At 65.4% G+C, this 20,357-nt stretch carries 13 protein-coding genes; 10 read left to right on the top strand and 3 right to left on the bottom strand.

Going from position 1 to position 20,357, the window contains the following annotated elements; all coding sequences use genetic code 11:
• Positions 1–17: 17 nt before the first annotated feature.
• The 6 genes from ACVIGB_RS46715 (at position 18) to ACVIGB_RS46740 (ending at position 10,071) form a co-directional block, all read left to right on the top strand.
• A complete protein-coding gene (locus ACVIGB_RS46715) occupies positions 18–794 on the top strand; it encodes an HpcH/HpaI aldolase family protein (protein WP_212311132.1) in 777 nt (258 codons plus the stop codon).
• Between the two features lie 202 nt (positions 795–996).
• Complete coding sequence (locus tag ACVIGB_RS46720) at positions 997–2,520, top strand: UxaA family hydrolase (RefSeq protein WP_092125099.1); 1,524 nt, start codon at positions 997–999, stop codon at positions 2,518–2,520.
• Between the two features lie 123 nt (positions 2,521–2,643).
• The gene (locus tag ACVIGB_RS46725; protein WP_456724180.1) at positions 2,644–3,141 is read left to right on the top strand and encodes a GDSL-type esterase/lipase family protein; all 498 of its coding nucleotides are present in this window, start codon (positions 2,644–2,646) and stop codon (positions 3,139–3,141) included.
• A 224-nt stretch (positions 3,142–3,365) separates the two neighbouring features.
• Entirely contained in the window at positions 3,366–6,632 is a 3,267-nt protein-coding gene (locus tag ACVIGB_RS46730) for a transglutaminase family protein (protein ID WP_456724179.1), read from the top strand.
• Positions 6,633–6,652: 20 nt separating this feature from the next.
• Positions 6,653–9,196, top strand: a complete 2,544-nt coding sequence (locus ACVIGB_RS46735) for a circularly permuted type 2 ATP-grasp protein (protein ID WP_456724178.1) — start codon at positions 6,653–6,655, stop codon at positions 9,194–9,196.
• The gene (locus tag ACVIGB_RS46740) at positions 9,193–10,071 is read left to right on the top strand and encodes a transglutaminase family protein (protein WP_456724177.1); all 879 of its coding nucleotides are present in this window, start codon (positions 9,193–9,195) and stop codon (positions 10,069–10,071) included. The genes ACVIGB_RS46735 and ACVIGB_RS46740 overlap by 4 nt, the downstream gene beginning before the upstream one ends.
• Before the next feature lie 46 nt (positions 10,072–10,117).
• Here ACVIGB_RS46740 and ACVIGB_RS46745 read toward each other — a convergent pair whose 3' ends face one another.
• From ACVIGB_RS46745 to ACVIGB_RS46755, 3 genes are all read right to left on the bottom strand, one after another.
• On the bottom strand, positions 10,118–11,620 hold the full coding sequence (locus ACVIGB_RS46745) for a diguanylate cyclase (protein ID WP_456724176.1): 1,503 nt from the start codon (positions 11,618–11,620) through the stop codon (positions 10,118–10,120).
• A gap of 173 nt (positions 11,621–11,793) precedes the next feature.
• Entirely contained in the window at positions 11,794–13,500 is a 1,707-nt protein-coding gene (locus ACVIGB_RS46750) for a methyl-accepting chemotaxis protein (protein WP_456724175.1), read from the bottom strand.
• Positions 13,501–13,584: 84 nt separating this feature from the next.
• Positions 13,585–13,758 (bottom strand): hypothetical protein, encoded by a 174-nt coding sequence (locus ACVIGB_RS46755; protein ID WP_456724174.1) that lies wholly within the window; start codon positions 13,756–13,758, stop codon positions 13,585–13,587.
• Positions 13,759–13,850: 92 nt separating this feature from the next.
• Between ACVIGB_RS46755 and ACVIGB_RS46760 the strand changes: the two genes are divergently transcribed.
• From ACVIGB_RS46760 to ACVIGB_RS46775, 4 genes are all read left to right on the top strand, one after another.
• Positions 13,851–15,233 carry an ethanolamine ammonia-lyase subunit EutB gene (locus ACVIGB_RS46760; protein WP_456724173.1) on the top strand — a complete coding sequence of 461 codons (1,383 nt, stop codon included), beginning with the start codon at positions 13,851–13,853 and terminating at the stop codon, positions 15,231–15,233.
• Positions 15,234–15,360: 127 nt separating this feature from the next.
• Entirely contained in the window at positions 15,361–16,947 is a 1,587-nt protein-coding gene (locus ACVIGB_RS46765) for a B12-binding domain-containing radical SAM protein (protein ID WP_456724172.1), read from the top strand.
• A gap of 4 nt (positions 16,948–16,951) precedes the next feature.
• On the top strand, positions 16,952–17,746 hold the full coding sequence (gene eutC, locus ACVIGB_RS46770) for an ethanolamine ammonia-lyase subunit EutC (protein ID WP_456724171.1): 795 nt from the start codon (positions 16,952–16,954) through the stop codon (positions 17,744–17,746).
• Between the two features lie 197 nt (positions 17,747–17,943).
• Entirely contained in the window at positions 17,944–20,328 is a 2,385-nt protein-coding gene (locus tag ACVIGB_RS46775; protein WP_456724170.1) for an efflux RND transporter permease subunit, read from the top strand.
• Positions 20,329–20,357: the final 29 nt, after the last annotated feature.

Here is a 20,357-nt window from a genome sequence, read left to right on the forward strand (position 1 = left end):
AAAGGGAAACGCGATCAATGGCAAACAAGGTCAAGCAAGTCTGGGCATCGGGCAAGGCGGTGGTGAACGCGTGGCTCGCGATCCCCTCCGGGTTCTCGGCCGAAGTGATCGCGCAATGCGGCTTCGACAGCGTCACCGTCGACATGCAGCATGGCGTGCAGGATTATCAGTCGATGGTGCAGTGCTTCCAGTCGATGCATGCCCATCCGGTGACGCCGATGGTCCGCGTGCCGTGGAATGAGCCCGGCATCATCGGCAAGGTGCTGGACGGCGGCGCCTACGGCGTGATCTGCCCGATGGTCAACACCCCGCAGGAAGCCAAGAACCTGGTTTCCTACGCCAAGTATCCGCCGAAGGGCGTGCGCTCCAACGGCCCGATCCGCGCCGGCATGTACGGCTCGGCCGGCACCTATCAGCAGACTGCCAACGACGAGATCGTGCTGCTGCCGATGATGGAGACCAAGACCGCGGTCGAGAACATGGAAGCGATCCTCGATGTCGAGGGTATCGACGGCGTCTATATCGGTCCGTCCGATCTGGGCTTCTCCTACGGTCTGGTGCCGAAGCTCGATCGCGATGAGCCCGAGATCCTCAAGATCTACGAGAAGATCATCAAGGAGTGCGGCAAGCGCGGCCTCAATCCCGGCATCCACTGCTCGGGCGCCGAAGGCGCGGTGCGCGCGATCAACATGGGTTTCAAGCTCGTGACGCTGTCGAACGAGGTCGGCCTGATGCAGGTCTATGCCAGGATGCAGGTCAATGCGACCCGCGAGAAGTCCGGCGGCAAGGCGTAAGGTCTGTCCGCAATGTTAGCTCTGCTCCCTCGCCCCGCTCTTGCGGGGAGAGGGTTGGGGTGAGGGGCCTCCATCCGGCGAGCACTTTGTTGGCGATTGCGCGTGTGCCTTGCCCCTCACCCGAATTCTCGCTGTGCGAGAATTCGACCTCTCCCCGTAAAGGACGGGGAGAGGTGAAGATAAAGACGAAGGAGAAACTCCCATGGCCTCGGCACAAGTGATCCGCCTGCACGCCGACGACAGCGTCCTGATCGCGCGCGCGAGCCTGCCGCCGGGGCTCGAGGTCACCGACGGCGTCACCACCGTCGATCGCATTCCGGCCGGCCACAAGGTCGCGATCAAGCCGATCGCACAGGGCGAGCCGATCCGGCGCTACGGCCAGATCATCGGCTTTGCGACGCAGCCGATTGCGCCCGGCCAGCACGTGCATACGCAGAACTGCGGCATGGGCGATTTTGCCAAGGACTATGCCTATGGCGTCGACGTCAAGCCGGTGCCGAACTTCGATCTGCCGGCGACCTTCGAGGGCATCCGCCGCGCCGACGGCCGCGTCGCGACGCGCAACTATATCGGCATCCTCACCTCGGTGAATTGCAGCGCCCATGTTGCGGGCATCGTCGCCGACATGTTCAAGAAGAATCCGTTCACCGGCGACAACCCGCTGGCCGATTTCCCGAATGTCGACGGCGTCGTCGCGCTGACCCACAAGACCGGCTGCGGCATGACCCAGGACGAGCCCTTAGCGCTGCTTCGCCGCACGCTCGGCGGCTACGCGCGCCACGTCAATTTCTCCAACGTCATCGTGCTCGGCCTCGGTTGCGAGGTGAACCAGATCGGCGGCCTGATGGCCGAGCAGAAGCTCGCCGGCCGTCTGCGCGCGATGGACATCCAGGAGGTCGGCGGGACGCGCAAGACCGTGGAAGCCGGCGTTGCCTTCGTGAAGGAAGCGCTCACCGACGCCAACAAGGTCAAGCGCGAGGCGGTGCCGGCAAGCGAGTTGACGGTAGCGCTGCAATGCGGCGGCTCTGATGGCTACTCAGGCGTGTCGGCCAATCCGGCGCTCGGCGCGGCGAGCGACCTGCTGGTCCGCCACGGGGGCACGGTGATCCTCTCGGAGACGCCGGAGACCTACGGCGCCGAGCATCTCTTGACCCGTCGCGCCGTCAGCCGCGAGGTCGGCGAGAAGCTTGTCGGCCTGATGCGCTGGTGGGAGGAATACACCCAGCGTGAAGGCGCCGAGATGAACGCCAATCCGAGCCCCGGCAACAAGGCCGGCGGTCTCACCACGATCCTTGAGAAGTCGCTCGGCGCAATGGCCAAGGCCGGCAGCACCAATCTCGTCGACGTCCTGCACTACGCCGAGCCCGTCACCAAGAAGGGCTTTGTGTTCATGGACACGCCCGGCTACGACCCGGTCGCCGCGACCGGGCAGGTCGCCGGCGGCGCCAACCTCGTCTGCTTCACCACCGGCCGCGGCAGTGTGTTCGGCTGCAAGCCCGCACCGTCGATCAAGCTCGCGACCAATACGCCGATGTACAAGCGGATGGAAGACGACATGGACGTCAATTGCGGCACCATCCTCGACGGCGAGGAGAGCGTGCAGGAATGCGGCCAGCGCATCTTCGACCTGATCCTCAAGACCGCCTCGGGCCATCCGACCAAGAGCGAGAGCTTTGATTTCGGCGGTGCCGAGTTCGCACCGTGGGTGCTCGGCGCGACGATGTAGCATTCGCGTAGCCCGGATGAAGCGCAGCGAAATCCGGGACGCTCTCACCGTGGATAGAGATCCCGGATTGCGCTTCGCTTCATCCGGGCTACAGGCTGGTGTTTCGATCTGGACGGAGGAAGCATGTACGCGCGCCGGTTGATTGGATGCCTCGCAGTTCTGGCCGCTTTGAGTCTTGGCGTTGCCTCAGCTGACGCCGCAACCATCGTGGCGCTTGGCGCGAGCAACACCTACGGCAAGGGCGTGGCGCGCAACCAGGCCTACCCCGCGCAGCTCGAAGCGATCTTGCGGGCGAAGGGTTTGAGCGTCCGCGTGGTGAACGCCGGCATCAATGGCGACACCACGGAAGGGATGCTGCAACGCCTGGACCGCGCCGTCCCGAACGGGACCCGTGCGGTTATTTTGCAGCCGGGCGGCAATGACCGGCGCAAGGGCAGCCTTGACCGGACTGCGGATATCCAAAGTCGACTGAGCGCCCGTGGCATCGCGGTGATCATGCTTCCTAACGGGATGCTGGGCGGCCTCCCGCATCAGCCCGATGGCCAGCATTTGACTCCCGAGGGCTATCACACGCTCGCCGAGCAGCTCGCGTCGCAGGTATCCGGCGCGATCGGCCGTTAGCGATCGCGCAGCCCGGATGAAGCGCAGCGCAATCCGGGACCCTTACTGCGGATGAAGACCCCGGATTTCGCGGAGCCTGTCATCGGGCGCGCATTCGCGCGACCCGTTGGCTCCATCCGGGCTACGGCTGCGCCCTTGCCTTGGGCAGTCGCTGCCCGTTGTTAGTGCTTGATGTCGACCGGAACCAGTGTTCTGCTCAAAAAAGCTGCTGGAGTCCTCGGTCCGTGTCGATCTTCGTCGCACTGCATCACGTCACGCACTACAAATACGACCGGCTGATTGATCTCGGGCCCCAGACCATTCGGCTCCGGCCCGCGCCGCATACCCGCACGCCGATCCTGAGCTACTCGCTCAAGGTCACGCCATCAAACCACTTCGTGAACTGGCAGCAGGATCCGCAGGGCAACTGGCTGGCGCGCTACGTGTTTCCGGAGAAGGCGACCGAGCTCAAGGTCGAGGTCGACTTCACCGCGCAGATGACCGTGGTCAATCCGTTCGACTTCTTCGTCGAGCCCTATGCCGGCAGCTTTCCGTTCGAATACCCCGGCGATCTCAAGACCGAGCTCGCGCCTTATCTTGAGGCCGAGGTGCCGGGGCCGTTGCTCGCGGCTTATTTGAAGGACATTCCGCACAAGGCCGACTCGACCGTCAATTTCCTGGTCGAGCTGAACGCGCAGCTGCAGAAGAAGATCGGCTACGTGATCCGCATGGAGGCCGGCATCCAGACGCCGGAGGAGACGCTGGCCGCGGGCTCCGGCTCCTGCCGCGACTCGGCGTGGCTCTTGATCCAGGCGCTGCGCCATCTCGGGCTCGCCGCGCGCTTCGTCTCCGGATATCTCATCCAGCTGCGGCCCGACATCGATCCGCTCGAGGGGCCGCGCGAGGTCGAGAGCGATTTCACCGACTTGCACGCCTGGGCCGAGATCTATCTGCCGGGCGCGGGCTGGATCGGGTTCGACGTCACCTCCGGCATGCTGACGGGCGAGGGACATATCCCGGTCTGCGCCACGCCACATTACCGCTCGGCCGCCCCGGTGACCGGCACCGCGGGCTTTGCCAATGTCGAGTTCGGCTTCGAGATGAGCGTCAAGCGGATCCGCGAGGCGCCGCGGATCACCAAGCCGTTTTCGGATGAATCCTGGGCGCGGCTCGACCGGCTCGGCGAGCAGGTTGATGCCGATCTGCAGAAAGACGATGTGCGGCTGACCATGGGCGGCGAGCCGACCTTCGTCTCGGTCGACGATCTGGAATCGCCGGAGTGGAATGTCGCCGCGGTCGGTCCGACCAAGCGCGCGCTCGCCGACGAGTTGATCCGCAAGTTGCGCACGCGGTTCGCGCCCGGCGGCCTGCTGCATTACGGCCAGGGCAAATGGTATCCCGGCGAGAGCCTGCCGCGCTGGGCGTTCGGCCTCTACTGGCGCAAGGACGGCAAGCCGATCTGGAAGGATGCCGACCTGATCGCTTCAGTCGAAAATCCGCGCAAGGCTGAGATCGCCGATGCGGAGCGCCTCGCAATCGGCATCGCCGCGCGGCTCGGCCTGAAGGCTGACTACGTCATGCCGGCCTTTGAGGACACTGCGTTCTGGCTCGAGCGCGAGGCCGGTTTGCCGGCCAATGTCAGCCCTGCGAATTCCAAATTGACCGATCCGGAAGAGCGCGCGCGGATGGCGCGGGTGTTCGACGAGGGGCTGACGACGCCGAAGGGTTACGTGCTGCCGATCCAGCGCTGGAGCCCGCTCGGCGATCGCGTGCCGGCGCGCTGGCGCAGCGAGCACTGGAAGATCCGGCGCAGCCATCTGTTCCTCTTTCCGGGTGATTCCCCGCTGGGCTTGCGCCTTCCGATCTCTTCGCTCGAACACGTCCCGCCCGAGGATTTTCCCTACGTCATCGAGCAGGATCCGATGGCGCCGCGCGATGCGCTGGGGGAGATCGATCTGGAACTGACGCGAGCGCTCAAGGACATTGAAGAGCCGCTGCCGGTGCGTACCGCGATGTCGATCGAGGTGCGCGATGGCGTGCTGTGCGCCTTCATGCCGCCGGTGGAGAAGGTCGACGACTATCTCGAGCTGATCGCCGCGATCGAAGCCGCCGCCGAACAGCTGCAGCTACAAGTCCATGTCGAAGGCTACGCGCCGCCGTTCGATCCGCGGATCGAGGTGATCAAGGTGACGCCGGACCCCGGCGTGATCGAGATCAACGTGCAGCCGGCACAAAGCTGGCGCGAAGCCGTCGACATCACCCTCGGTCTCTATGAGGACTCCGCGAAGACGCGGCTCGGGGCCAACCGCTTCCTGATCGATGGCCGTCACACCGGCACCGGCGGCGGCAACCACATCGTGGTCGGCGGCAGCAAGCCGGAGGATTCGCCGTTCCTGCGCCGGCCCGATCTGCTGAAGAGCCTCGTGCTGTACTGGCAGCGGCATCCGTCGCTGTCCTATCTGTTCTCCGGCATGTTCATCGGCCCGACCAGCCAGGCGCCGCGCATCGACGAGGCCCGGCATGATGGACTCTATGAGCTCGAGATCGCGCTGTCGCACGTTCCGCCGTCGGGGATGGACGCGCCGTTGTGGCTGGTCGATCGCCTGTTCCGGCACATCCTGGTCGACATCACCGGCAACACCCATCGGGCCGAGATCTGCATCGACAAGCTCTATTCGCCCGATGGCCCGACCGGCCGACTCGGCCTGGTCGAATTCCGCGCGCTCGAAATGCCGCCCGACCCGCGGATGTCGCTGGCGCAGCAGCTCTTGATCCGGGCGCTGATCGCAAAGCTGTGGCGCGAGCCGCAGCAGGGCAAGTTCGTGCGCTGGGGCACCGCGCTGCATGACCGCTTCATGCTGCCGCATTTCCTCTGGGAGGATTTTGTGGGCGTGCTCGCCGAGCTCAAGCAATCCGGCTACGACGTCGAGCCGGAGTGGTATCAGGCCCAGCTCGAATTCCGCTTTCCCGCGTTCGGCCGCATCCACCACGGTGGCGTCGGCCTCGAGTTGCGGCAGGCGCTCGAGCCGTGGCATGTGCTCGGCGAGGAGGGCACCGCTGGGGGTACCGTGCGCTACGTCGATTCCTCGGTCGAGCGGCTCCAGGTGAAGGCGACCGGTTTCGTCGAGGGCCGCCACGTCATCACCTGCAACGGCAGGCGGATGCCGATGACCGAGACCGGCCGCGCAGGCGAGGCGGTGGCTGGCGTGCGCTTCAAGGCCTGGCAGCCGGCTTCCGGCCTGCATCCGACCATTCCCGTGCACGCGCCGCTGACGTTTGACCTGATCGATACCTGGAACGGCCGCTCGCTCGGCGGCTGCGTCTATCATGTCGCCCATCCCGGCGGCCGCAACTACGAGACCAAGCCGGTCAATTCCTACGAGGCCGAGGCGCGGCGGCTGGCGCGCTTCCAGGAGCACGGTCATACCCCCGGCAGGATAGAACCACCGCCGGAGGAACGCACAATTGAGTTTCCCTTGACCCTCGACTTGCGGACGCCGCTCCTGCAGTAATTGGGTGCAGGGGAAGTGCAATGACCGCATCGGGTGGCCAAGGAAGCAGTCAAGGTAGCAGTCAGGAGAGCAGGGCCCGTCCCGGCCAGCGCCGGATGGCGCAATGGACCCGCGACTATGTCCGGCTGCCCGGCATTCCCGATGAATATATTGCTGAGAACGGCGCGCCGCGGCCGGTCTGGGCGCGCTTCTTCGATGCCTTTGCCGGGCTGTCGCCGGCCGATATCGAGCGTCGCTTCGCCTCCGCCGATCGCCATCTGCGCGAGGCCGGCGTTACCTATCGCGCGCCCGGAGATACCTCGGACCGGATCTGGCCGCTCAGCCACCTGCCGCTGATCATCGACGCAGCCGACTGGCGCCAGCTCGCCGCCGGTGTCGCGCAGCGCGCGCAGCTTTTGGAAATGGTGCTGGCCGATCTCTACGGCGACGGCCGTCTCGTTGCTGACGGTGCCATCCCCGCGGCAGCGATCGCCGGCAGCAGCGAGTATCTGCGCGCGGTCAGCGGCATCAAGCCGCCGGGCGGCCGCTATCTGCATCTCTACGCTGCCGACATCGGCCGCGGGCCTGACGGCCGCTGGTGGGTGCTCGGCGATCGCACGCAGGCGCCGTCGGGCGCCGGCTATGCCCTGGAAAACCGCCTGGTGCTGTCGCGCGCCTTCTCCAATCTCTACAAGTCGATGAATGTCGAGCGCGTCGCGCCGTTCTTCGAGGCGTTCCGCGATTCACTGCGCGCCAGCGCCGACCGCGACGAACCGCGGATCGGCCTGCTGACGCCCGGCGCATTCAGCGAGACCTATTTCGAGCATGCCACGCTTGCGCGCTATCTCGGCTTCCTGCTGGTCGAGGGTGACGATCTCGCGGTCTCCGGCGATCGCATCCACATCCGCACCGTCGCCGGACTGAAGCGGCTCGACGTGCTGCTGCGCCGGGTCGATTCCAACATGCTCGATCCGCTCGAGCTCGACGCCTCCTCCTATCTCGGCGTGCCCGGGCTCGTCGAGGTGCTGCGCAAGAGCGGCGTCGTGGTCGCCAACATGCCGGGCTCGGGCGTGATGGAGGCGAGGGCGCTGCTCGGCTTCCTGCCCAGTCTGTGCCGGCGTCTGCTCAGTGAAGACCTGATGATGCCGCACATCGCGACCTGGTGGTGCGGCCAGAAGTCCGCGCGCGAGCAGGTGCTGTCGCGGCTCGACGAATTCGCAATCGAAGGCGCCTATGGCCGCGGCGTTGCTGATTTTCCAGGCCACGGCCCCGTGCTGCCCGGCGAACTGTCGGCTGCGGACCGCGACCGCCTGAAGGATGCGATCAGCCATCGCGGCATCGACTATGTCGGACAGGAGCTGGTGCGGCTGTCGACCACGCCGGTGTGGGAGAACGGCCGCATCGCGCCGCGTCCGTTCGTACTGCGGGTGTTCGCGGCGGCGACGCCGAACGGCTGGACCGTGCTGCCCGGCGGCTTCTGCCGCATTGCCGATCGGGCGGATGCGCGCGCGGTGTCGATGGGCGATGGCGCGGTGTCCGCCGACGTCTGGGTGGTCTCCGACAAGGCGGTTGCGACCTCGACCCTGCTGCCGGCGGTCGACACCGTCCGCATCCGTCGCATCGCCGGTGTGCTGCCGAGCCGCGCCGCCGACAATCTGTTCTGGCTCGGCCGCTATCTCGAGCGCGCCGAGGCCACCATTCGCTTGATCCGCGCGCTGTGCACGCCGCTGCGCGATCCGGCGCGGGCGAATGCGACCGGCTCGACGCCGGCGATGCATTCGGCCGAGCGCATCCAGCGCATGCTGGTTGCCTGGGGTGCGGCCTCGCAGACCGCGCGCGCTAATCCCGCCAAGGTCGCGCTCGAAGCGCTGCAGAACGAGGAGAAGTTCGGCTCGGCGCTGTCGCTGGTGCGATCGGCGCAGCGCACCGCGACCTCGCTGCGCGAGCGGCTGTCGCCGGACGCCTGGCAGGTCATCACCGAGATGGCGGATCGGCTCGCGATCGAGGTTCACGACGATGACGGCGTCGTCAGCGCCGCCGAGCTGACCTTGCAGGAGCTCGCAAGCTTCGCAGGCCTCGCGCAGGAGAACATGAACCGCGCGGCCGGCTGGCGCTTCCTCGAGATGGGCCGTCGTGCCGAGCGCGCCATCAACACCACACGCTTTGCCCGTCAGTTCGCCTATGACGAAGCCGGTGACGAAGACCTCGACGTCCTGCTCACGCTGGTCGACTGCCAGATCACCTACCGCTCGCGCTATCTGGTGCAGCCGCTGCTCACGCCGGTGCGCGATCTTGCCGTGCTCGATCCCTACAATCCGCGCTCGGTCGCATTTCAGGTCGCGGCGCTGAACGAGCATATCGCCGCGCTGCCGAGCCTGAAGGAGCATGGCCTGATCGAGCGGCCGCAGCGGCTCGCGGTTGCGGTCGAGGCGATGTTGACGACGGCCGAGGCCAGCAGTCTCGACGTCAAGACGCTGTTTGCGCTGGAGCAAGACCTGCTCAACCTCGCCGACTCGGTCGGGCTGCATTATTTCCCGCACGGACCGAACGCCAGCCGGCCGGAGAAGCTCACGGGGCTGGCGTGATCTACGACATCCGTCACGTCACGACCTACAGCTACGAGACCCAGGTCAGCTTCGCGCGCTGCTCGCTGCGGCTGGAGCCGATCACCGGCGACGGGCAGGAGCTGGTTTCCCATTCGGTCGAGATTCGTCCGAAGCCTGCGGAGCGCACCGCGCGGCGCGACTTTTTCGGCACGCTGACCGAAAGCGTCCTGATCGAGACCGCGCATCGCAGCCTTCGTATCGATTCCCGCTCGCGGGTCTCGGTGGCGCGGCAGCCGCCGCTCCGTGACGCGGCGAGCCCGTCCTGGGAGTGCGTGCGCGACAACGCGTTCGAGGCATTGAGCCTCGATGCGGGCTCGCCGGTCGGCTACGTCTTCGCCAGCGCGCTGGTGCCGGTGCTGCGGCCGGTGACGGCCTACGCTTCCGCGAGCTTTTCGCCCGGCGGCGGCATCCTTGCCGGTGCGGCCGACCTGATGCGTCGCATCCGCGGCGACTTCAAATACGATCCGAAGGCGACCGTGATCTCGACGCCGCTTCGCGACGTGTTCGAGAAACGCCACGGCGTCTGCCAGGATTTTGCCCATGTGATGATCGCCGGACTGCGCGGCCTCGGTCTGCCGGCGGCCTATGTCAGTGGTTATCTGCGCACGATTCCGCCGCCGGGCCAGCCGCGGCTGCAGGGCGCGGATGCAACCCACGCCTGGGTGTCGGTCTGGTGCGGCAGCGAACTCGGCTGGGTCGGGTTCGATCCGACCAACGATCTCATGGTCGCCAACGATCACATCATTCTCGCCATCGGCCGCGACTTCGCCGATGTCTCGCCGGTCGACGGCGTCATCGTCGGCGCGCGCAAGCAGAAGCTCAGCGTCGCCGTCGACGTGTTGCCGGTGGGATGAGCCGCGAGGGCGGGCCGGGCGTTCGGCCGCGCCGCCGCGATCGCGATCAGGCGACCTGCCGCTGGCCCGATTTGTCCCACCCGATCGGGCTGATGATGACGCGGTCGCGGCCTTCATGCTTGGCTTGATAGAGCGCGAGGTCCGCGGCCTTGAGCAGATCGCGCGACGTGCGCTCGTGATCCGGGACGAGGCAGGACAATCCGATGCTGATGGTCGGCAACTCATGCTCGGATTCACGCGCGGCGGTCAGCTTCGCGCGAATCCGTTCGGCAACCTCCAATGCGCCCGCCTTGCCGATGCCGGGCAGCAGCACCGAAAACTCCTCGCCGCCATAGCGCGCGCCGAGATCGGTTGCGCGCTTGGTGCTGGTTGCGATGCACCGTCCCACGGTGGCGAGCACGGCGTCGCCGGCCTGATGGCCGTAGGTGTCGTTGAAGGCCTTGAAATGATCGACGTCGATCATCAGAAGCGACACCGGCGCCTTTGCGCGCATGCCACGCCGCCATTCCACGTCAAGCGTATCGTCGAGGCGGCGGCGGTTGGCGAGGCCCGTCAGCGCATCCGTGTTCGCGAGGTGCGCGAGCCGGCCTTCCGCGGCGGCCCGCCGTTTGAGAGCGGCCAGCAGGTAGAACATCAGGACGATCGAGAAGCCGCAGAGCGCCGCCACCACGCTTCCGATCAGCCAGAGCTGCTGCCACCAGTCGGCATAGATGCCGTCGAGCGCGAGGCCCTCGGCGATCAGCAGGGGATGGTGTCCGACCGCCTGAAAAACATAGAGCCGGCTGACGTGATCGACGACCGATTTCGTCATGTAGAAGCCGGATTGCCGTGCCGGGAACTGCCTGAAGACCTGTGAGTCCCTGATGCTTTGCCCGATCTTGCCGATGTCGAACGGTGCCCGCATCAGCATGACGCCGTCGGTGTTGAACAACGCCATGCTGTCGCCGAGGCCGAAGCTCAGCTTGCGAAACAGATTGTGGAAATAGCTGAGCCGCATGCTGCCCGCGACCACGCCGGCAAAGGACCCGTCGTCATTGCTGATGCGCCGGCTCAGGCTGATCAGATATTCGCCGTCCGAAGTCACCCAGGGAGCGCTGATGAACAGTCCGCTGTCCGCTCGCGCCTGATGCACCCGGAAGAAGTCCCGATCGGCGAAATTTGCGGTCCGCGGCGTCAATGTCCGGGAATCGAGCGTGACGTCTCCCGCCGTATTCAGCACGAGGATCGAGCCGAGATCCTTGGCGGTGGCGGCACGGTCGAACAGCACGACCTGGCGAAGCTCCGGGCTGATCTTGCCGAGCTCCGGCAGCTTGACGCCGTCGGCGACCGCCTGCAGCGACAGGTCATAGAGCTCGATGTTGCGGTCGATCTCGCTGGCGATGGAGGCGACGAGGTTGGTCGCGCCTTGCTTCGCATGCTGATAGTCCTTGCCGGCCATTTCCCAGAGAATGGACGCGCAGATCGCCGAAAAGCACAAGACGAGACCGATCCCGAGCGCAAGCAGTCGTTTGGTCGGCACCGCCCTCGGCTTTGGCAACAGCCCGTTCATTGCTCGCTTCCACTTCCCCGCGCCCCCGCGCTCTGTCCGTTTCTATAGGGGCATCAAATTGAGAAAGGCGACCTCAAGCACCGGCAATTTGCGCCCGTGCGTTGCGATAGTCTTAACCATTCCAGGTTGGTCGGAACCTGTCGCGCGGGGCCCGGACGGATCGGCTGATCCGTTCAGGTTCCGGTCCGTCGCAGGTCCTCGGCGGCGTCGCTGCGCAGGTTGCGGAAGAACTGCTCGACCTCGCGCGACAGCGTTTCGGCGGTTGCGGTCAGATCGTTCGATGCCGCGAGCACCGATTCCGCCGCCTTGCTGGTCTGGTCCATGTCGTCGCGGAGCGAGCCGACATTCGTCACCAGGGTTTCGTTGCCCTGGGCGGCCATCTGCGCATTGGCGGAGATTTCGCGCGTGGCTGCGTCCTGCTGGCCGATCGCGCTGGCGATGTTGGCGGTGACGTTGCTGATCTCGCGCACCGCCTGGCCGATCTCGCGCACGGCGGCCACCGAGTTGCGGGTCGAGGCCTGGATAAGGCCGACATTCTCACTGATCTCGGCGGTTGCCTTGGCGGTCTGCCCGGCCAGCGCCTTGACCTCGTGCGCAACGACCGCGAAGCCGCGGCCGGCGTCACCGGCGCGGGCGGCTTCGATGGTGGCGTTGAGCGCGAGCAGGTTGGTCTGCTCGGCGATTGCCTGGATCAGGCTCAGCACACCGTCGATGCGCTGCGTGGTGGCGGCAAGGCTCTCGATCTCGGTGATCGACCGGTCGGTGCGCGCACCTGCCTGATCGACCGCCCCCGACGACTGCTTGACCTGGCGGCCGATCTCCTCGACCGAGGCGGAGAGCTCTTCGGCTGCACTCGCCACCGCAGACACGTTGCTCGAGGCCTGTTCGGTCGCGCCTGCTGCCGCAACCGTCCGGCCGCTGGCGTCCGCCGCGACGGTCGCGATGGTCTGCGCGGTTTGACGCATCGTCGCAGCGTTGTCGTGCACCGCGCGGAGCACCTCACCGATGGTGCCGCGGAACGTCTCGACGAAGCTTTCGATATGCCGGCCGCGGGCGTCGCGGGCCTCGGAGTCCTGCACGACTTGCGCGTTCAGGCTGCGATTGCGGTCCATCGCCTCCTGGAAGACCTTGATGGCGCGTGCCAGCGCGCCGATTTCATCGCTGCGCCCGACGTGTGGCACGTCGACATGGTCGGCGCCCTCGGCGACGTGCTTGATGGTCGTGGTGATCTGCGACAGTGGCCGCGCCACCGAGCGGGCGATGATCAGCACGCCGAGCACCACCACAATCAGGGCCGCCGCACCGAGCCCGGTCAGCAGCAGCGCCAACTCGCGGTTGGTGTCGGTCTGCTGTGCCAGCTTCTTGCTGCGCTCTGCGTAGACCTTGGAAAGCGCCTCGAGATCCTTGTTCAGTGCGGTGCGCACGTCGCGGTTGGCGTCGTTGTCGCCCCACTCGCGCCCGGCGGCGGCGCCGATTTCGATGCCGCGGCGGACCAGCTCTTTGCGGAACTCGATGAACTGCTCGATGCGCTTCTTGAACACCGCGAACTGCGCGGCGTCGTCGGCCTGCACCAGGGTCTCCCAGTTCCTCACCACGCCGAGGATGCGGTCGTTGAACGCCAGCAGCCCGTCGCCGTATTTCTTCACCGCCGCAGGTTCGGTCGACATGTAGATGCCGCGGGATTCCATCACCACCGCGTAAACCAGCGAGTTGACCCGCTCGACATTGAGCGCGGCGCGGCTTGCTAGGTCGACGGCCGCGGTCAGCTCGGCATTGCGCCGCGCGTTGTAGTCGGACAGGACGGTGATGGCTGCGGTCAGCGCCGCAATCAGCGCAAACGTCGAGTACAGCCTGGCAGCAAGCGAGAATCGGGATGCCATTGGAGGCCGGGATGTGGAGATGGGGGATGTGACGGGGGACGGCATTGCGGGCACTCCAAGAGGCCGGGGAGTACCTTCGGCCAATTAAAGCTTATGCAAAATCTTCATGGACAATTTCTTAACGCGTGCGTTCTGCGCCGCCGCAACCGTTAAAATCTCTAAATAATACCAATGTCTTATGAGATTCTCCGAGGCGACCGGGTGGCGGCGCCTTGCCGCCATGTTGAATGACGGACCGCCATCATCATCATCATTCATCAACATCCCCCGGCGCACCGGGCGAAGCTGATGGCACGACTTTCGCAAAGAGGTGCTAGGTTACGCCGTCCCCAGCCTCGACGCGAATCCCCATGCTCTATCGTCACACCATCGACGCCACCAATTATGCATTCGACGATCTGCGCATCCTGCTTGCTAAGGCCTCGCCGCCGCGGTCCGGCGACCGCCTGGCCGGCATCGCCGCCGACAGCGCCGCGGAGATGATCGCCGCGCGGCTGGCGCTTGCCAACGTTCCGCTCAAGCAATTCCTCGATGAGCCCGTCATCCCCTATGAGGACGACGAAGTCACCCGCCTGATCCTCGACAGCCACGACGTTGCCGGCTTCCTGCCGGTGTCGTCGCTCACCGTCGGCGGCTTCCGCGACTGGCTGCTATCGGATGCCGCCACTGGAGACGCGATCAACCGGATCTCGCGCGGCATCACGCCGGAGATGGTGGCGGCGGTGTCGAAGCTGATGCGCAACCAGGATCTGATCCTGGTTGCGAAGAAATGCGAGGTGACGACCCGCTTCCGCAACACCATCGGCTTGCGCGGGCGAATGAGCACGCGGCTGCAGCCGAACCATCCGTTCGACGATGCCAAGGGCATCACCGCCTCGATCCTCGACGGGCTGCTGCTCGGATCGGGCGACGCCTGCATCGGCATCAATCCGGCGAGCGACGATCCGAACGTCATCGGCAGCCTGCTGCGGCTGCTGGACGACGTCATCACCCGGCTCGGGATTCCGACGCAGGGCTGCGTGCTGACCCATGTCACGACCACGCTCGGCCTGATCGGGCAGGGGCTGCCGGTCGATCTCGTGTTCCAGTCGATCGCTGGCACCGAGGCGGCCAACCGCAGTTTCGGCGTCGACCTCTCGTTGCTCCGGGAGGCACGGGAAGCCGGGCTGTCGCTCCGCCGCGGCACGGTCGGCGACAACGTCATGTATTTCGAGACCGGGCAGGGCTCGGCACTGTCGGCCAATGGCCATCACCAGGTCGACCAGCAGACCTGCGAGGCGCGGGCCTATGCGGTCGCGCGGGCGTTCGATCCGCTGCTCGTCAACAGCGTGGTCGGCTTCATCGGTCCGGAATACCTCTATGACGGCAAGGAAATCATCCGCGCCGGGCTTGAGGACCATTTCTGCGGCAAGCTGCTCGGCCTGCCGCTCGGGATCGACGTCTGCTACACCAACCACGCCGAGGCCGATCAGGACGACATGGACAATCTCCTGACGCTGCTTGCGGCCGCTGGCGTGAACTTCATCATGGGCGTGCCGGGCGCCGATGACGTGATGCTGAACTATCAGTCGACATCGTTTCACGATGCGCTCTACGTCCGCGACCTGTTCGGCCTGAAGCGGGCGCCCGAATTCGACGACTGGCTGGCGCGCGTCGGCCTTGCCGGGCAGGATTTCCGCCTGGTTGCCGATGCGGGGCAGCTGCCCGACCTCGCCGCCAGGCTGTTGACCTGACGGGTAGCGAAATTCTGCAGAGCAACTATCTCACCGTTGTGACGTTGGTAAGCGCCACAATGTTGAAGAATTTCTGGCCCAGCGTTCCACGCTATGGTTAGATTTGCGGGTGCTTCGGGGTCGTTTGATGAGAGCTGAGGGCATAAAGACAGCACGACGTATCCTCTGCGTCTTTCCGCGCTATACGTCGTCCTTTGGGACCTTCGAGCACTCCTATCCTCTGACCGATGGCGTCAAGGCGTTCATGCCGCCGCAGGGCCTGCTGCTGATCGCCGCATACCTCCCCGAGAACTGGCAGGTCCGTTTCGTCGACGAGAATCTGCGTCCGGCCACAGCGGAGGATTTCGAGTGGGCGGAAGCCGTGTTCGTCAGCGGTATGCACATCCAGCGCCAGCAGATGAACGATATCTGCCACCGCGCGCATGACCATGACCTGGTGGTCGCGATCGGCGGCCCATCGGTCAGTGCCTGCCCGGACTACTATCCCTCATTCGACTACCTTCATGTCGGCGAGCTCGGCGATGCGACCAATGAGCTGATCAGGCGTCTGGAGCAGGACACCAGTCGCCCCGACGAGCAGGTGGTGCTGAAGACCATCGACCGCCTGCCGATGACGGAATTCCCGCTGCCGGCCTATGAGCTCGCGGAAACCAAGAAGTACTTCCTCGGCAGCATCCAGTTCTCGTCGGGCTGCCCCTATCAGTGCGAGTTCTGCGACATCCCCGGGCTCTATGGCCGCAATCCGCGGCTGAAGTCGCCGCAGCAGATCATCGCCGAACTCGACAAGCTGCGCGCCTGCGGCGCGACCGACACCGTCTATTTCGTCGACGACAATTTCATCGGCAACCGCAAGGCGGCGAGCGAACTGCTGCCGCATCTGATCGAGTGGCAGAAGCGGACCGGGTATGTCACGCGGCTCGCCTGCGAGGCCACGCTCAATATCGCCAAGCGGCCCGAGATCCTGGAGAAGATGCGCGAGGCCTTCTTCGTGACGATCTTCGTCGGCATCGAGACGCCCGATCCCGACGCGCTGAAGGCGATGCACAAGGATCAGAACATGATGGTTCCGATCCTGGAGGGCGTGCGCACCATCAACTCCTTCGGCATGGAGGTCGTCTCCGGCATCATCATGGGGCTCGATACCGACAAGCCCCAGACCGCTGACGCGCTGCTCTCCTTCGTCGAGGAGTCCCGGATTCCGCTCCTCACCATCAACCTGCTGCAGGCACTGCCGAAGACGCCGCTGTGGGACCGGCTCGAAAAGGCAGGAAGGCTGGTCGATGACGAGGGCCGCGACTCCAATGTCGAGTTCCTGCTGCCCTACGAGGACGTGGTCAGCTCCTGGCGCAAATGCATGGAGATCGCCTACCAGCCCGAGAAGCTGTTCGAGCGCTATTTGCACCAATGCAACTACACCTATGCCAACCGCATCAAGGTGCCGGTCAGCCCGGAGATGAAGAGCTGGGCCAACATCCGGCGCGGCCTGATCATGCTGCGCAACATCTTCTGGAAGGTCGGCGTGCTCGGCGACTACAAGCGCGTGTTCTGGAAGTTTGCGCTCGGCCGGCTCAAGCGCGGCGACATCGAGGGGCTGATCTCGGCGACGCTGGTTGCGCATCATCTGATCACGTTTGCGCGTGCAGCCTCCAGCGGCCGGCAGAACGCCTCGAACTACTCGATCCGGCTGCGCGAGGCTTCCGTACCCGCCGAATGACAGCATGACCACACCGCCGGCGCCATCGCCCCCGTCGCTTTCCGATTTGCGCGACCTCACGCCGGCGCGTGTCGGTCTCGGCCGGTTCGGGGCCAGCCTGCCGACCGATGCGCTGCTCTCGTTCACGCTCGACCACGCCCGCGCCCGCGACGCCGTTCACGCGGCCTTCGATGTCAGCGGCATTACGGCCGGTCTTGCCGGCCTTGGCATCACGCCGCGCGAGGTGTCGAGCCAGGCGCCCGGCCGGCGCGACTATCTGCGCCGGCCCGATCTCGGACGCATGCTGGACTCAGCATCGCGACGGTCGCTGGAAGGGTGCGGCATCACCGCATGCTCCTGCGCCATTGTGATCGGCGACGGCCTGTCGCCGACCGCGGTCAATGTGCACGCCGTCGAATTGATCCGGCACCTCGTGCCGCGGCTTGCGGCCGACGGGATCGACACCGGTGCGGTGATCGTCGCGTCAGGCGCGCGCGTCGCCCTCGGTGACGAGATCGGCACCATCATCGGCGCGCGCATGCTGGTGATGCTGATCGGCGAGCGGCCCGGCCTTTCCGCGCCGGACAGCCTTGGCGCCTATCTCACCTTCGCGCCGCGGATCGGCCTCACCGATGCCGACCGCAACTGCATCTCCAACATCCACCGTGCCGGCCTGAGTTATGCGGAAGCCGCATTCAGGATCTCGTGGCTTGTGCGCGAGGGGCTGGCACGCCAGATCACCGGGGTCGCGTTGAAAGATGAAAGCGGCGGTGGATCGTCACAGAATGCGCTTCCAGGGTGTGACAAATCAGATACTTAATAGCGGGGATCAGCGGTTCCCCGCGCATTTGGTTGTACCCTCGCGCTTGCGAGCAAAGGGGCGGACAGGTAAAACCGGCGCCGGTCAATATTCGCGTGTTTTCAAGGACTAGCGCCGATAAGCCGCGCTCACCCGCCTCATTCGCGCCCCTAGACCCAAGCTAGACAGATTGCGCCGTTTTCAGAACTGGACAGGGCATGCTCGAAAAGAACTCCGAAAGTCAGGTCCACGTCGAGAAGGTCGAAGAGCCGCGTTCGGGCCCCAGCATCGCGTTCGGGCTGGAGCGTATCGGCCTGATCGCGATCAAGGCGCCGGTCCTGTCAGTCATCATTCTGCTAGCGCTGATGGTCGCGGCCGTTTTCGGTATCGAGCGCATCAAGATCGACGACTCGCTCAGCCAGTTGTTCCGTTCCAATTCGAAGGATTACAAGCAGTACGAAGCGGTCACCAAACGGTTCCCGGCTACCGAGTTCGACGTGCTGGTCGTGGTCGAGGGCAAGACGCTCCTTGCGCGCGAGAACCTCGAAAAGATCCGCGACATGGTCACCGACCTGCAGCTGGTCGAGGGCGTGCGTGGTCTGGTCTCGCTGTTTTCGGCGCGCCAGGCGCCCGAGCCCGGCAAATTGCCGGCCGCGCTGTTCCCAACCGAGCTGCCGCAAGGCGCCGCCTACGACAAATTCGTCGAGACCGTCAAATCCAACGAGATCATTCGCGGCAAGCTGCTGTCCGAGGATGGCACGCTGGCGCTGATCGTGCTGTCGCTCGAGCCTGAGGTTGTCGGCAGCAACAAGCTCAGCAAGGTCGTCGCGGACATGAGAAAGATCATGGCCGATGATCTCAGCGGCAGCGGGCTCAACGCCCAGCTTTCTGGCGTCCCGGTCATGCAGCTCGAAATCCGCAACGCGGTCAAGCGCGACGGGCTGACTTACAATATCCTCGGCATTCTGGCTGGCTGCATTATCGCCATCATCTTCTTCCGCAAGATATCGTTCATGGTGATCGCCGCGTTCCCGCCGATCATTGCGATCCTGCTCGCGCTCGGCGGCCTCGGCTGGGCCGGCTTCAATCTCAACATGTTCCTGAACGTGATGACGCCGCTCATCATGGTGATCAGCTTCTCCGACTCGATGCAGCTGACGTTTGCGGCACGCGACCGCCTGATCGCCGGGCAGGACAAGTACACCGCGTTCAGGAATGCGGTGATGGTGGTCGGTCCGGCTTGCGTGCTGACGCATGGCACCGCCGGCATCTCGTTCATCGCGCTGCAATTCTCGGATTCCGACCTGATCCGCAAATTCGGCGAGGCCGGGCTTGCAGCGACCGTCATCGCGCTGATCGCGGTGCTCTCGCTGGTGCCCGCATTCGGTGTGCTTCTGGTACGCAACGAAAAAGTATTCGCGGTAAAATTCCAGGGCGCCGACGCCGGCGTCCAGGCGCTGCGCAATTTCTGCTACTGGATCGCGGTGCGCATGGTGGGCCGTCCCGGGCTGTTCAGCCTGATCGCAGTGATCGTGGTCGGCGGGCTCGGCGTCATCTACGCCAATCTCGAGCCGCGCTACCGGCTCGCCGACCAGGTTCCGGACAAGCGGCAGGCGGTGGCGGCGTCGAGCCGGCTCGACGCCAAGCTGACCGGCGCCAATCCGGTCGATGTGCTGATCGAATTCCCCAAGGGCGAATCGCTCTACTCGCCGGAGACCCTAAAGACGATCGCCGACGTCCACGCGATGGTCGAAACCGCGGCGGGTGTCGGCAACGTCTGGTCGCTGGAGACCCTGCGCCGTTGGCTCGCCGAAAAGGCCGGCAGCAATGACGTCGCAACGCTGAAGGAATATGTCGGCGTGATTCCCGAGCATCTGGTGCGCCGCTTCATCTCGGCGGATCAGGATGCGGTCGTGGTGTCGGGCCGGGTCCCGGATCTCGACTCGAGCCAGCTGCTTCCGGTCGTGAACAAGCTGGATAGCTCGCTGGACAAGGTGCGCGCCGAGCATCCCGGCTACGAGATTGCGGTCACCGGCTTGTCGGTGATCGCCGCGCGCAACAGCGCCAACATGATCGAAAAACTGAACCGTGGCCTGACCGTCGAATTCCTGCTGGTGGCGGTTTTCATCGGCCTGGCGTTCCGCTCGGTGGTGGTGATGTTCTCGTGCATCCTGCCCGGCATCTTCCCGGTGGTGCTGTCAGGCACCGTGCTGTGGCTGCTCGGGGAGGGGCTGCAGTTCGCCAGCGTCGTGGCATTGACCGTGTCGTTCGGCCTCGGCCTCAGCGCCACCATCCACTTCCTCAATCGCCTGCGGCTGGAGACCAAGCCCGGTGTCACGCCGGAGCTTGCGGTGGAGCGCGCCACGGTGCTGGTCGGTCCCGCGCTGATCCTGACCACGGTGGTGCTGGCCTGCGGCCTCGTCGTCACCGTGTTCTCCGACCTGCCGTCGCTGCGGCTGTTCGGCTGGCTCAGCGCGTTCTCGATGGTCGCAGCCCTGGTCGCGGACCTCTTCATCCTGCGGCCGACCTCGATGTTCCTGATCAACCTGTCGCAGAAGCTCCGCGGCAAGGGCGGGCAACCGGCGCCGATCGAAAAGGCCTGATCGACGGGCAACAAAGACCCGCAACAAAA

The organism is Bradyrhizobium sp. USDA 4341, from assembly GCF_054063755.1.

What these genes read in the sequence shown, in the direction of transcription:
- ACVIGB_RS46715 (WP_212311132.1), top strand. Translation starts at nt 18, where the DNA reads ATGGCAAACAAGGTCAAGCAAGTCTGGGCATCGGGCAAGGCGGTGGTG.
- ACVIGB_RS46720 (WP_092125099.1), top strand. Translation starts at nt 997, where the DNA reads ATGGCCTCGGCACAAGTGATCCGCCTGCACGCCGACGACAGCGTCCTG.
- ACVIGB_RS46725 (WP_456724180.1), top strand. Translation starts at nt 2,644, where the DNA reads ATGTACGCGCGCCGGTTGATTGGATGCCTCGCAGTTCTGGCCGCTTTG.
- ACVIGB_RS46735 (WP_456724178.1), top strand. Translation starts at nt 6,653, where the DNA reads ATGACCGCATCGGGTGGCCAAGGAAGCAGTCAAGGTAGCAGTCAGGAG.
- ACVIGB_RS46745 (WP_456724176.1), bottom strand. Translation starts at nt 11,620, where the DNA reads ATGAACGGGCTGTTGCCAAAGCCGAGGGCGGTGCCGACCAAACGACTG.
- ACVIGB_RS46750 (WP_456724175.1), bottom strand. Translation starts at nt 13,500, where the DNA reads ATGGCATCCCGATTCTCGCTTGCTGCCAGGCTGTACTCGACGTTTGCG.
- ACVIGB_RS46755 (WP_456724174.1), bottom strand. Translation starts at nt 13,758, where the DNA reads ATGAATGATGATGATGATGGCGGTCCGTCATTCAACATGGCGGCAAGG.
- ACVIGB_RS46760 (WP_456724173.1), top strand. Translation starts at nt 13,851, where the DNA reads ATGCTCTATCGTCACACCATCGACGCCACCAATTATGCATTCGACGAT.
- ACVIGB_RS46765 (WP_456724172.1), top strand. Translation starts at nt 15,361, where the DNA reads ATGAGAGCTGAGGGCATAAAGACAGCACGACGTATCCTCTGCGTCTTT.
- eutC (WP_456724171.1), top strand. Translation starts at nt 16,952, where the DNA reads ATGACCACACCGCCGGCGCCATCGCCCCCGTCGCTTTCCGATTTGCGC.
- ACVIGB_RS46775 (WP_456724170.1), top strand. Translation starts at nt 17,944, where the DNA reads ATGCTCGAAAAGAACTCCGAAAGTCAGGTCCACGTCGAGAAGGTCGAA.